This is a genomic window from Acetobacterium fimetarium (genome assembly GCF_014284475.1).
Lineage (GTDB): Bacteria > Bacillota > Clostridia > Eubacteriales > Eubacteriaceae > Acetobacterium > Acetobacterium fimetarium.
On sequence record NZ_WJBC01000018.1, the window covers coordinates 48831 to 62149 of the forward strand.

The 13319-nt window shown below is 46.4% G+C and carries 11 protein-coding genes and 1 pseudogene; 7 read left to right on the forward strand and 5 right to left on the reverse strand.

Annotation, left to right across the window (positions count from 1 at the left end):
* Positions 1-155: 155 nt before the first annotated feature.
* The gene (locus GH808_RS11525) at positions 156-1892 is read right to left on the reverse strand and encodes a S8 family serine peptidase (protein WP_186842947.1); all 1737 of its coding nucleotides are present in this window, start codon (positions 1890-1892) and stop codon (positions 156-158) included.
* A 258-nt stretch (positions 1893-2150) separates the two neighbouring features.
* On the opposite strand from GH808_RS11525, the gene GH808_RS11530 reads away from it, so the two are divergent.
* Positions 2151-4157: a hypothetical protein gene (locus tag GH808_RS11530; RefSeq protein WP_186842948.1), complete on the forward strand. Its 2007-nt coding sequence runs from the start codon at positions 2151-2153 to the stop codon at positions 4155-4157.
* 179 nt (positions 4158-4336) lie between these two features.
* Positions 4337-4870 carry a VanZ family protein gene (locus GH808_RS11535; protein WP_243166195.1) on the forward strand — a complete coding sequence of 178 codons (534 nt, stop codon included), beginning with the start codon at positions 4337-4339 and terminating at the stop codon, positions 4868-4870.
* Between the two features lie 111 nt (positions 4871-4981).
* Here the strand turns inward: GH808_RS11535 and GH808_RS11540 are convergent, their stop codons facing one another.
* On the reverse strand, positions 4982-5698 hold the full coding sequence (locus tag GH808_RS11540; RefSeq protein ID WP_186842949.1) for an XRE family transcriptional regulator: 717 nt from the start codon (positions 5696-5698) through the stop codon (positions 4982-4984).
* Between the two features lie 208 nt (positions 5699-5906).
* Here GH808_RS11540 and GH808_RS11545 point away from each other — a divergent pair.
* The 5 genes and pseudogenes from GH808_RS11545 to GH808_RS11565 form a co-directional block, all read left to right on the forward strand.
* Positions 5907-6335 (forward strand): annotated as a pseudogene (locus tag GH808_RS11545) (Y-family DNA polymerase); the annotation flags it as partial.
* A 591-nt stretch (positions 6336-6926) separates the two neighbouring features.
* A complete protein-coding gene (locus GH808_RS11550; RefSeq protein WP_186842951.1) occupies positions 6927-7544 on the forward strand; it encodes an IS607 family transposase in 618 nt (205 codons plus the stop codon).
* Complete coding sequence (locus GH808_RS11555; protein WP_186842952.1) at positions 7522-8709, forward strand: RNA-guided endonuclease InsQ/TnpB family protein; 1188 nt, start codon at positions 7522-7524, stop codon at positions 8707-8709. Before GH808_RS11550 ends, GH808_RS11555 begins: the two co-directional genes overlap by 23 nt.
* Positions 8710-9001: 292 nt before the next feature.
* Positions 9002-9718 (forward strand): DinB/UmuC family translesion DNA polymerase, encoded by a 717-nt coding sequence (locus tag GH808_RS11560; protein WP_311135785.1) that lies wholly within the window; start codon positions 9002-9004, stop codon positions 9716-9718.
* Positions 9719-9891: 173 nt separating this feature from the next.
* Positions 9892-10128, forward strand: a complete 237-nt coding sequence (locus GH808_RS11565; RefSeq protein WP_186842953.1) for a hypothetical protein — start codon at positions 9892-9894, stop codon at positions 10126-10128.
* Positions 10129-10390: 262 nt separating this feature from the next.
* On the opposite strand, the gene GH808_RS11570 is transcribed toward GH808_RS11565, so the two are convergent.
* The 3 genes from GH808_RS11570 to GH808_RS11580 form a co-directional block, all read right to left on the reverse strand.
* Positions 10391-10900, reverse strand: a complete 510-nt coding sequence (locus tag GH808_RS11570) for a hypothetical protein (protein WP_186842954.1) — start codon at positions 10898-10900, stop codon at positions 10391-10393.
* A 288-nt stretch (positions 10901-11188) separates the two neighbouring features.
* Entirely contained in the window at positions 11189-12484 is a 1296-nt protein-coding gene (locus tag GH808_RS11575; RefSeq protein ID WP_186842955.1) for a glutamate-5-semialdehyde dehydrogenase, read from the reverse strand.
* 161 nt (positions 12485-12645) lie between these two features.
* Positions 12646-13319, reverse strand: a 674-nt coding sequence (locus GH808_RS11580) for an RNA-guided endonuclease InsQ/TnpB family protein (protein WP_207722318.1), incomplete at its 5' end; no start/stop codon positions are given.

Sequence of the window (13319 nt, forward strand, 5' to 3'; positions counted from 1 at the left end):
AGAATCGTTGTTTATCAACAGCAGCATCCGGGCGTGCAGGTCGCCCCTTAAAAATTAATCCCAACAAAAAAACTGGCTTCCAGATTAGGAAACCAGTTTTTTTTATTGGGTATTGGATATGTAGGGGTGATTGCCAATCGCCCGTGAACGCGTGTTTAATTGCTCACAAATGCGGTAGCGGTAGAGCCGGGAGCCTTCATGCCTTTCGGTACGATCTCGATGCGGATGGCTTCCAGCCGATAGGCCAGGCCTTCGGTTCCGGCGCTGTCGCCATTCTTGGCCCAACCCAGCCAGCCGAGGTTTTCGGCATGCACCTGGTAGTAGACATCAAACAATTGGGCATCGGCACCGGTGAGCTCGATCTGAATCGCTTCCAGCCGCAGGGACTGGCCGTAGGTACCGCTCATCGTGCCATCGGCGACATAATCCTGCCAGCCGATATTCTCGACCTGAGTTTTGTATTTCACACCGAGGTCGGCGGCTTTTTTGTCCACATTGATTTCAATGCCTTCCAGGCGGAGGGCCTGTCCGGCAGTGCCGCTGAGTTCGCCATCGGTCTTCCATCCCTGCCAGCCCACATCCTGAACATGGGTCTGATAGGTGATTGAAGGGGTATTAGGCAGGGCCGCCAGGGCATCATCCAGTTTAATCAGTCCGTAGCCGTAGTAACTGTCTTTACCGGCATCGCCAAAATCCTGAGCGGTGCTTTTTAGAATGGTTTCCACTTTGGCGCTGGTCAAACTGGGGTCGGCCGCCATCAGAACGGCACAGGCGCCGGCGACGACCGGACTGGCAAAGGATGTCCCGGATACGGCTTTATAGCTGCCATCACTGGTGGTCGTGTAGACGGCATTTCCCGGGGCAGTCAGATCGACCTGATCGTTGTACTGGGAATAGCTGGCGATGGTGTCGGCACTGGTCGTTGCTCCGACCGAAATAACGCCGTTGTATGAGGCCGGATAGGAATATTGCCCGGCGTTGATATTATCGGCTTTTCCCTCGTTTCCCGATGATGAGACCAGAACTTTGCCGGCACTGGTGGCATTGGTGATGGCTGTTTCCAGAGCCGGCGAAGCATCGTACCAGCCAAAACTCATGTTGATAACCTTCACATCAGATCGGCTTGCGGCATCGTACAAGGCCGCGCAGATGCTGGCTTTACTCAAGTTGGTATCGCCTTCAAAGGTTCCGCCGACCCGGTAGGGGGCAATTTTGACATTGGCGGTTCCGGCAATGCCGGCGATGCCGATGCTGTTGTTGGCGGTGGCGGCGATCACCCCGCTGACTTTGGTGCCGTGGCCGGCAATGTCTTTGATATCCAGTGTGTCATCGACGTAGTCGTAACCGGCAACGGTTTTTCCGATCAGGTCCGGGTGCTGGATGTTGAGACCGGTATCGATAACGGCGACAACGATGGGTTCGCTGTTGGTTATTTGATTCCAGGTGACGTCGGTACCGATGCGCCCGAACTGCCAGGCGGTCGTCAGATCAGGATCGTCAGGCAGGGCTGTCGTCTGGAGGTAGCTGTTTTTTTCAGCCACCAGTACATTGGGATTGGTCTGCAGCTCGGTGATCATCGAATCTGCATCGATGCCATCATTGACTTCAATGACATCCACCCGGGGGGAGAGTGTTGCTCCGCTTTTAATTTCCGAGGTGGTCAGGGAAAGATTTCCGATGCTGGCCTGATGATCCTTATAAATGACGATGATTTCCTGGTCGATATTTGAATTTTCATTGATCGTTGAGACTTCGTCCAGGCTTTGGACAACCATTGATTGGCTGGCTGTCTGATTTAAAATGGGTTGGTTCTCTGCGAATACCCCTAAGGGGCTGGTAGTTGCAATTAAAGCCATCATCAGTAAAAATACGATTGATTTTTTTAATTTCACTGGGGGTGTTCCTTTCTGGTTTGTGTATATGCCCATATTATAATACATCCGTTGTCTTAAAACATTAAAAAAAACAATTTTTTTTCATTTTAATGAAGAAAGCGCCGTTTCCATCGCTGATGGTTGGCAGCGATGCTGTCAGAGGCTTTTCACTGACAGAAGTAAACGTTGCAAAAAATCATCAGAAGGTGTAAAATTCAAAGGAGTGAAGTGCTAGTATTTAAAAGAATTAAAAATAAATAAATGGAGGATTAACGCGTGAAGAAGATTACGGTGGGTATTTTATCAGCAATTTTAATGCTGTTTATGGTTTTATCATCCAGTGCTTTTGCCGCTGAAGAAAATACGGTTACGACGGTGGCTGAAGCTGCCGGCGTTCGGTATACAACACATATCGAGAATAAGGGCTGGGAGTCCAGCTGGAAAACCAATGGCGCCCTTTCCGGTACGGTTGGTGAAGCTTTGCGTTTGGAAGCGCTGCGAGTGGAACTGACGGGTACGCTGCCGACGGGTGCCAATATTCAAACCTATGTTCATGTTCAGGATCAAGGCGATTTAGGTCCTGTTGAGATGGGGACAGTGGCCGGTACCGAAGGTAAAGGGCTGCGTCTTGAAAGCATCAAACTGGTTCTTAATAATCTTCCCGGCTATGTGCTGAAGTACAATGTGCAGGTTGAGAATAAGGGGTGGTTGAAGGATGAAAATGATAACACCAATTGGTTTGTCGGCGGAGAGGCTGCCGGTACTACCGGTGAGAGCCTGCGACTGGAAGCGATCAAGATTGTGCTGATCCAGACATCCGATCTGACCAAATACAATGCGGCCCTGGCGGCTGTTAAAGAGGCGGATTATCGGACGGAGTCCTGGGCTGCCTATAAATTAGTGGTGGATGGTAATGTGGTCACCATGGCCAATACGCAAACGGAAATCAATGCGGCGACGGCGGCGATTGTTAAAGCCCAGCAAAGTTTAGTCAAGAAAACAGATTTAAGCGTCTATAATGATGCGTTGGCAGCCGTAACAGAAAAAGATTACACTGTGGCTTCCTGGTCGGCTTATCAGACAGTGGTGAACGCTAACGTTGTGGCGGAGTCAGATACTCAGGCCAAGGTTAATGAGGCTGTCGTTGCCATTCTTGGAGCACAGAAAAAGCTGGTTAAATTAACTAATCTGGCCGACTATGAGGCGGCTCTGGCGGCGGTCACAGAGGATCAGGTAAAAACCGGCTGGAATGAATATAAAGCAGTAGTGGATGCCAATGTCGTCACCGCGGCGGATACTCAGGTGAAAGTGAATGCGGCAACAACGGCCATTTTAGCGGCCCAGAAAAACCTGACGTTTTATTCCGATATGACGGAGTTTAACAAGGCCATTGCGCTGTATCTGCAATATGGTGCAGAGGCCGACAATGCGCCTTATACCAAATCGACCTGGGATGCCTATACGGCAGAATGCGAACTGTACGGAACCCTGGAAAACGGCGTATGGTCATACGATGTAATCTCAAAGAACAGCGATCAGAACATGATTAAAACGGCGATGTACGATATCAGCGGTTATATCATGAAACTGGTTAAAACAGCTGATATCACAGCGTTTAATACCGCAAAGAATATCAAAGTCACAGATGGCCCTTATACGACGGCTTCCTTTGCCGCTTACAGTAAGGACAGCCAGGTCAAAGCGATTACCGAGATTCCCATTGATACCTTGAAAGGTTATTCGCAGAGTGTCGTGGATGGTTACACCAATACGCTGATTGCGCTTCAGAATGAAATACTGGTTATGGGCGCGGATATGACGGATTACAATGCGGCTTTAGCTGCTGTTAAAGAGAGCAATTACTCACCTGCTTCCTGGACAGCCTACCAGACCGTTGTTGCAGCTAATGTTGTAACTTATGAAAATACACAGGAAGATGTTGCGGCGGCGACAGCGGAGATCGTAGCAGCCCAGAAAAATCTGGTCTATACAGCAGCTTATGTGTTGCAAAATGCCAAGATCAACACGGCCAACTTTGGCGTGCAGCATGTCGGTGACAGTATCATTACGCGCGCTGAACACCTGATCGCAGATGCCGGATTCAATCAGTACGATTATACGGTTTCCTTTACCCGTATTGATAATACCATCGCTGTGATCAATCCGACGACCGGTGTGATTTTAAATATTGGCCCCGGTACGGTAACGGTGACCTTCACGGTTACGCCTAAGGATGGTTCGGAAGCAGCTACGACAGACAACGTAAAAGTAGTTCTTAACTGAGAAACAATTTATTATTTGAACCCCCAGGTTTTGCCGGGGGTTCTTTTAGATGGGGAAATCGGGTAGAATTTAAGCAACTTAATAAAATAAAATGTTAAAATGCAGAAAGAAGGAAAAAGAATTTTGGCTGACGCGATTGGGAAGCTGGCAGGAGCGTTAATCGGAGAACGGAGTAATTAATGATGACCAATCAAAAAGAAAAACGAAATGACAACATGAAGTGCCTGATCGCATGGATGTTAGTGGTGTTTTGGATGGCTGTGATTTTTTATTTTTCCAGTCAGCCGGCGGTTCAGTCAGCCAAACTCAGTACCCATGTCACCCAGCTGACGATCAGCTTTTTCGGGGTCAACATGGGGATTGATGCGCTGGAGCATTATATCAGAAAGAGCGCCCATTTTCTTATTTTTCTGATGCTTGGGGGATTGACCTTGCATGCTTTAAAATGGAGCAGGGTTTCCCGGGCCACGGTGGTGGCATTCGTCATCTGTGTCTTTTATGCCATCAGCGATGAGCTTCATCAGCTGTTTGCTCTGGGGCGCTCAGCGCAAGTCCGCGATGTGTTGATTGACAGCGTCGGTGCGGCAATGGGGATCATTCTCTGTGTGCTGTTGATCAAGCTGGTTGTGAAGATAAATTATTTGTATCTGGCAAGGAAGCAAGCAGCATTGGAAGACAAGCCGGCGAGGCCGCAGCCTTCCCGGATTGACTAATGTCTGCGGGCGATTGATAATGACCTAGGGGTCAGACCCTCGCCCCGACAAAATGATGCTCTTGAAATCAATAAGAAAATCACGGGTGAGCCATGGATCACCCGTGATTTTTTATTGCGTCTGATGATATTTGGACAAAACCCTCCCGGCGATGCGGACGGAATCATACGCTTTTGGAAGAATCGGCGGATATTTGGGGTTGAAGGAAATAAATTGCTGATCCCGGTATTGTTTGATGTAGCCTTCGCTGTTGATGACGATGATGCCGACATCCCCTTCATTCAGATCGGCGACGGGTTCTACAAAGACGATGTCCCCGTTGAAAAAGGCCGGCTCCATGCTGTCTCCCGTAATCCGGACGGCATATTTGGCCGATGCCGGCGCGGCAGAAACCGGAAAGGGCCGGAATTCATACTGGTCGGAGTCCAGGTAGCTGCCGACCCCGGCAGAGGCGGGCAGCAGATAAAGCGGCAGCTCGCGTGTGGGTTGTGCGGGTTGCTTTGGAATGCGCTCCTGTTCGTAGGCAATGAACTGGGCGAGATTCTCAGCAAAAAGGAACTGCCCGTCGGCTGACAGTTGACGGTAAAGAACCATCATCTGGATTTCCTGGTCAGAATAGTGATCGGTCCCTTCGGTTTGGATCGGCTCCAGCTGTAGTTGATAATCCATGGCTGCCACCACGGCTTTTAACGTGTCGTATTTGGGATTTTTGGTTTCACCGGATAATAATTTATGGATGGTCGGCAACGGAATGCCGGACTTTTCAGATAAATCATGAGCAGTCATTTTTGACTGTTTTTTTAATGTCTTGATTTTTTCAGTAATCATTTTATCACCTCGGCTTTATTATAAAGGATAGACAGAAAATTTTCAATAATAATAACCATCAACGGTTAAAAATATATTTAAAGATTGACAAATTATCATTAATGGGTATATTATAAAAGAAAAGATCACAGACGGTTATGATGAAAAAGAAAACGCCAAGCATCATGCCGGGTATAATCATCGTGATGCTGCACAGAGGAGGTAAACAATGGACCGCGTTATTTTACACAGCGATATGAACAGTTTTTATGCCAGTGTGGAATGCCTCTACCATCCGGAACTGGCCGGCCTGCCGGTGGCGGTCGGGGGAAATCCGGAAAAACGCCATGGCATCATTCTGGCAAAGAATGAGCTGGCCAAGAAATCCGGGATTAAAACCGGTGAAACCATCGGTGAGGCAAAGGGGAAATGTCCCCGTCTGGTGGTGCTGCTGCCTGATTATGGCCGCTACCTCCGGTTCTCACGACTGGCCCGAAAAATCTATTACGAGTATTCGGATCTGGTGGAGCCGTTCGGGCTGGATGAGGCCTGGATTGATGTGACGAGCAGTGTCGGCCTGCATGGCAGCGGCGAGGAAATCGCCCGGAAGATCAGCCGGCGGATTCAGGATGAGCTGGGCGTGACCGTGTCGATTGGGTAACAGAACTGTTGCAGTAAATTTAGATAAAACTATACAAATCTGTATAGTCGTATAGATTTCAACAGAGTACCCTCTGTATCGTGTGAGCGGTGCAGACTAGGTGTTAATTGCTTTTAATTCCTAAAGCCTTGTGACCAAAGCGGAACTGGAAACGGCAGACGTAACGGTGCGAAAGCAGAAAAAACAACAAGGATGGCATAAGCTGAAACAAAAGCTGATCAGTGTTTGTGAATGGATGATCGTGACACACAGAAAACGTCAGTGCTAAGTGCTGTAAAAATGGATGTTTAGCAGGGAAAGCCCTAAGTCGAAAGATATGGGAAACCTCCAACGACTATCCCCTTGAGGGGGAGTAAAACCACAAGCTAAGGGTGGAAGAAAAATCCCTCATCTCATCATTATTATAGTGAGATGAAGATATAGTCTGCGCTCATGTGAAAGCATGAGAGGTCTGTTCGTGAGAATAAGACTGCTATAATGTTGCGAATTATAGTGAACAAGAAAAATATATACAATTCCAAAAAATATAGATAAATATCCGATCTTATGTTATTATTTAATTAATAAATGGATTGGAGGTGTGTACAGATGGAATTGCTTTCCATTGGTAAATTTGCTAAACGTGTAGGTGTGGACGTTGTGACCCTCCGACGGATGGAAAAAAGCGGTGAATTGATACCGGCCCATAAGTCCGAAGGTGGTACACGTTATTATTCGATTGAACAGTTAAAACAGTTTACTTCAAAATCAGATGTAAAGAAACTGACAATAGGGTACTGTCGTGTCAGTACACCGAGTCAGAAAGACGATTTAGAGACTCAGGTTGAAAATGTCAAATCTTATATGATAGCCAGAGGATATCAGTTTAATGTTATTACCGATATTGGTTCTGGTATTAACTACAACAAAAAAGGTTTGAAAGAATTGATAGACAAAATAAACAGTCAGATGATTGATCGAATCGTAATCTTGTATAAAGATCGATTGGTGAGGTTTGGATATGAAATGATTGAATATTTTTGTCATATCAATGGTGTTGAGCTTGAGGTTATTGACCATACAGAAAAAACAAAAGAGGCAGAATTAACGGATGATTTAGTACAAATCATTACCGTCTTTGCCAATCGTTTGTATGGTCAGCGGTCTAAGAAGACAAAACGTCTGATTGATGAGGTGAAACAACATGATACTGGCGATACGGATTAAACTGAAACCTACAAAAAAACAGGAAGACCTTTTTAAAAAATCAGCAGGGGTTGCACGATGGTCTTATAATTATCTTGTCGGACGACGGGAGGAACATTATGTTGCTTATAAACAGGGGTTGGAGTCAGAGAAATACTTAAAAGAGTCAGATGTACGAAAGTATATTAACACTGTAATTAAAAAGACAACGCATACTTGGCTGAAAGAAGTTGGCAGTAACGTCATGAAGCAGGCTGTTAAGGATGCTGATCTGGCTTATCAGAGATGGCATAAAGGAACTTCTGGAAAACCTAAGTTTAAAAGCAAGCATCGAAGCAAACCAAGTTTTTATGTAAACTATGAAAGCCTGAAACGAATAAAAGATGGTTTCAGGGGTGAAAAGATTGGTGTTGTTAAAACCTGTCAACCACTCCCCGAGCTAAGAGAGGGCGAAAAATATCAAAACCCTCGTATCTCTTTTGATGGTAAAAACTGGTTTTTATCAGTTGGGTATAACCAAATCTTTGAAGCGGTTGAATTGACAAACGTAAGTCTGGGTATTGATGTTGGCGTTAAAGAACTGGCTGTCTGTTCAGACGGTTCTTTTAAGAAAAATGTCAACAAGACAAAAGAAGTTAAACGACTTGAAAAGAAGTTAAAACGTGAGCAGCGAAAGTTGAGTCGTAAATTAATGGCTAACACAAAGGGTTATACCAAAAACAGAAGACCAGTCTATCAGACATCATTAAAAGAGATGAAAAACATTCAGAAACAAAATCAGGTTATTCAGTTATTACATAAAAGATTGACTGATATACGGACAAATCATTTACATCAATGTTCAAACGAAATTGTGAAAACCAAACCGTTTCGTATTGTGATGGAAGATTTGAATGTAAAAGGTATGATGAAGAATAAACATCTGGCAAAAGCCATACAACAGCAGAAGTTGTGTGAATTCAAACGACAAATAAAGTATAAATGCGAAAAGTATGGTATTGCATTTGTTGAGGCTGATAGATGGTTTCCTTCATCAAAGACATGTTCATGCTGTGGACAGATAAAATCAGATTTAAAACTAAAAGACAGGGTTTATCGATGTAACTGTGGTTTAGAAATGGATCGGGATTTTAATGCCAGTGTTAATTTAGCAAATTATCAACTCAAAGGACTTAACACGCAATAAGCTTTGAGTATGTACGCAACGATACTGCGGAATTTAAGCCTGTGGAGCATTATATCAAACAGAAGTAGCTTCGGCAAAACTGGATGCAAAGAAACAGGAAGATAAAGACGAAAGCATGTGTATAAGTCTTATCGTAGTAAAAATGTCTATATTTTTATAAAAATGTATATATTTTTCGTATCGGGTATCCTTTAATAAAATTTTTGCCAAGTTCGGTTCGGACTACAAAAAGCCCAATGCCATCACGGTGATCGACTGCCATAATTATCAGCGGATTGTCTGGGAGCAGGAAGTGGGGGATTTGCTTTATGTGGGCCGGTCAACGAAGAAAAAGCTGATGAAATACGGCATCTATACCATCGGCCAGCTGGCGCAGACATCGCTTGATTTTCTGGTCCTTCAGTTCGGAAAAATGGGCGCGGTGCTGTGGCGGTTTGCCAACGGTCTGGATGACAGCCCGGTGAAACGATTTGATCAAAATTACAATGGTAATGAGCGGCTCATCAAAAGCATCGGCAACAGCATCACCACGCCCCGGGATCTTAAAAATCGCGAGGATGTCAAACTGATTGTCTACATGCTGACGGAGAGCGTGGCCATGCGGCTGCGCGAATCCGGCTGTTTCTGCCAGACGGTGGCCATCCACGTGCGCAATAAGGAGCTGAAAAGCTTCACCAGACAGACCAAAACGGAGAAACCGACGGATTTGACCAATGAGATCGCTGAGTTAGCGATGCGGCTGTTTGACCAGAGCTATGATTTCAGCTCGGACATCCGCTCGCTGGGCGTCCGGGCGGCGGATCTGCTGCCGGATACGGTGCCGATTCAGCTTGATGTGTTCGGTCACGAGGAGGAGCGAGTCCGTTTGGCCAGACTGGATGATACCGTTGATGGTCTCCGTAAACGCTTCGGCAATCTTTCGGTGCGCCGGGCCGTCACACTGGGCGACAGCATGAGCGGCCTGGACCCCAAAAAAGATCATATCATCCATCCGATTGGATATTTTTAAGAGGGACAGATAATTGCGAAAGGGCCGTGAGCTTCGCTGCCAGCTTACACGAAACAATTTTTACACTGTACGGCGGACAGTCTATTGACTGTTCGCCTACACGTTACAAAATTGTTTGTGAAAGCTGACATCAAAGCAAGCATTGTTCGATGCTTTTAAAGTGGTGAAGTATAATGATAAAAAAATATGTTCAGGTGATTGTAAAATTTAAAGAGGACGGGCAAATCATTCCGCTGCAGGTGCTGTGGGAGGATGGCCGGGTGTTTGAAATTGACCGGATTCTGGATATGCGTCCGGGGGTTTCGCTGAAGGTCGGCGGCCAGGGCATCCGTTATGTTTGCCGGATCCGAAACAAGGAGGTCTGCCTTTATTACGAGGAGCCGCGGTGGTTTGTGGAAAGCAGGACATGATCAGGCATCATATCGTAGAAGCTTATATTACAAGGTATTTCAAGAGGTCCCTGTACTCAATTTGGGTTCATACCGTAGGGGCGAGGGTCTGACCCCTAGGTCATTATCCAATCGCCCGCAGACGTTTGTCGTTGGTACAGACGTTTGCGGGCGGGTAATACCCGCCCCTACAATATGATGCTCTATAATATCAGGCCAACGCAATACAAAAGATTACATCACATTGTATTGCGTTGGCCTGGTTTGGTTAAATAATCTGTTCTTACGAAACGGCATTGACGATGCTCTGCATAGAGTCCAGACGAGCGCCGGACTCACAGAATACGGAGTAGACATCGTTGCCGGCGCTCCAGGTAGCCAGGCCTTCAGAGCCTTCGTTGTATTGGTACAATACGTCGATTCCGGTGCTGTTTGCAATGGTCTGGCTGCTGGTAAATTCGGTATAAACGCCGGTGATGTCACCAGCGGTGGCTTCCGCTTTGCGAACGGTGTAAGTCACGCCATCAGCAGTGAAATCGGCTTGTGCGATGGTGTTATCAATGGTGAAGTACTTGATGTCGGAAGTGTTTGCTGGCAGGGAATTAAAGCTAAAGCCCAGAGCGTTCTGAATCTCATCCACTGAAGCTCTTTCCATCATGGGGTTGGGCAGTTTGGTGGAATTTTCGTTGGCTTTATTATCTGATTGATTGGTTATTTTTGAATAACCGAAAAAACCAAGGCCGGCAATGAAAATAAGCATCAGAACAACGACGACAATTTTTTTCGGTTCCATGATAAACCTCACTTTTTATTTAGCTTATTACAAAATTTTAAAGGCACGAACAGAAGTTGCTTTGATGCCAGTTTGTGCAACCAATTGTGTAACGTGTAGGCGAACAGTCGCTAGACTGTCCGCCGTACAGTGTAACAATTTCGCGAAGGTAACGAGCCAATCACAAGCTTGCTTGTAGTTGGCGACTACCCGCGCCCCAGAAGAAATTCGCGTAGCGATTTCTTCTGGGGGTTCGCACAAACCGGCAGCGAAGCTCACGGTAGTTATGTAAAGGCCGTTTTTCAATTTTTAAACCGGGCAGTTTGTGTCCTGGGACAGATGGGTGAAATGGCTTTTTCCGCTGGCGTAATCGGCCACGCATTGGCCGTGGCCCAGCAGCTTGTATTTGTAGCTGAGGAGGCCGTCCAGACCGACTGGTCCGCGGGCATGCAGCTTGGCGGTGCTGACGCCGACTTCTGCACCAAAGCCGAAGCGGAAACCGTCACTGAATCGCGTTGAACAGTTCCAGAAGACACAGGCAGAATCAACCAGAGTCATGAAGGTTTTGGCAGCGGCTTCATTTGTCGTCAGAATAACATCGGTGTGTCCGGAGCCGTAGGTGTTGATGTGTGCGACGGCGGCATCCAGGGCAGGAACGATGCGGATCGAAAGAATGTAGTCCAGATATTCGGTTTTCCAGTCCTGTTCGGTGGCAGCTTCCACATCGATGATTGTTCGCGTGGCGGCATCGCCTTTCAAGCGCACGCCCTTGTTTTCCAGCGCTGCTTTCAGCGGGGGCAATAAAGCCGGAGCGATCTTTTCATTGACCAGCAGGGTTTCCAGTGCATTGCAGACGGCGACGTACTGTGTTTTGGAATCGACAATAATATCGACGGCCTGTTTGATGTCGGCATCTTCGTGGGCATACAGGTGGCAGATGCCGTCGGCATGGCCCATGACCGGGATATTTGAATTGGCCATGATGTACTGGACAAAACTGTTGGAGCCTCTGGGGATGATCAGATCGATGTAGTCATTTAGCGCCATCATGGCGGTTACATCGTCCCGGGTTTCCAGGTTCTGAACCCAGCCATCCGGAATGCCGGTTGTTTTTGTGGCTTCGCCGATCACTCTGGCGAGGATGCGGTTGGTTTCCAGCGCTTCCCGGCCGCCTTTGAGCAGAACCGCGTTGCCGCTTTTCAGGCAGAGGGTGGAAATTTGGACGAAGGCATCCGGCCGGGATTCAAAAATAACACCGATGACACCGATGGGACAGGTCACCTTGTAAAGGTCCAGGCCTTCATCGAGCTGGGTGGACAGCTTAGTGGAACCCAGGGGGTCGGCAAGCTCGATTAAGCTGTGAATGCCCTGAATGACATCGCTGATTTTGCCGGCGTCGAAGGTGAGCCGCTTCAGCAGCGGCGCCGCGAGGTTTTCTTCCTGACTGCGTTTCATGTCTTCCTGATTGGCTGCGATGATGGCAGCTGTATTTTCTTCAAGTGCTTTGGCAATAGCCAGTAAACCGGCGTTTCGGGTCTGGCTGTCGGTGGCAGCTAACTGAATGCCGGCTGCTCTGGCAATTTTACCACGTTCATGCATTTGCATTGGCTTTCTGCTACTGTAAATATAGACAAATATGTCCACATCCAGAAATTTACTGTTTCACGGTGTCTGTCCTTGTGTGACTTGTCACACTACTAACATTTGATATAACACTCCGCAGTCTTAAAATCCCGACTAGCCATCGGTACACATATACAATGCAGTTAAGAAGCGATTGTATATTCTATTGCGTTTTTCAAATTAATTGCTGCGTTTAAATCTCTGTCTATTTCAAAACCACAATCCGGGCAAATGTAAACTCGGTCTGAAAGTTTAAGATCGCTTTTAATGCATCCACAGCTTGAACACGTCTTACTTGATGGATACCATCTTGAAACGGTTCTTAGTTCAATCCCGTGTATGTTGCATTTTGACTCAAGTTTTGTTTTGAAGTAATAGAAATTCTGTTGCGCTATTGCCTTTGATAAATGTCTGTTTTTCATCATACCTTTGACGTTAAGATCTTCAACTGTAATATAAACTGGCTTGATTTTCACAAGTTCACTCACAATTTGGTTGACGTAATCCTGACGTGCGTTTTGAAGGCGTTGATGAAGCTTCTGGACTTTTAAGATTTGTTTTTCCATATTTTTTGCAGAATCAGTAGCTCTCCTTTTCTTTTTATTTTCGTATTTTCTACTCAAACATCTCTGCTCATGCTTGAGGCGTTTATTTAATCGTCTGATTTTTTGTGATTTGTTGATGTTTTTATAAACATCTCCATTGCTGATGATTGCAAAATCCTTAATTCCCAAATCAATTCCGATTCCATAAGGCAAAACTCCCATGCTTTGTTCAAAATCTTCATCGACCAACACGCTGACATAATAACGTCCGG

Bases quoted from the DNA above. Each gene is read 5' to 3' on its own strand.
- GH808_RS11535 (WP_243166195.1), top strand. From the start codon at position 4,337: ATGATGACCAATCAAAAAGAAAAACGAAATGACAACATGAAGTGCCTG.
- GH808_RS11540 (WP_186842949.1), bottom strand. From the start codon at position 5,698: ATGATTACTGAAAAAATCAAGACATTAAAAAAACAGTCAAAAATGACT.
- GH808_RS11550 (WP_186842951.1), top strand. From the start codon at position 6,927: ATGGAATTGCTTTCCATTGGTAAATTTGCTAAACGTGTAGGTGTGGAC.
- GH808_RS11555 (WP_186842952.1), top strand. From the start codon at position 7,522: ATGATACTGGCGATACGGATTAAACTGAAACCTACAAAAAAACAGGAA.
- GH808_RS11565 (WP_186842953.1), top strand. From the start codon at position 9,892: ATGATAAAAAAATATGTTCAGGTGATTGTAAAATTTAAAGAGGACGGG.
- GH808_RS11570 (WP_186842954.1), bottom strand. From the start codon at position 10,900: ATGGAACCGAAAAAAATTGTCGTCGTTGTTCTGATGCTTATTTTCATT.
- GH808_RS11575 (WP_186842955.1), bottom strand. From the start codon at position 12,484: ATGCAAATGCATGAACGTGGTAAAATTGCCAGAGCAGCCGGCATTCAG.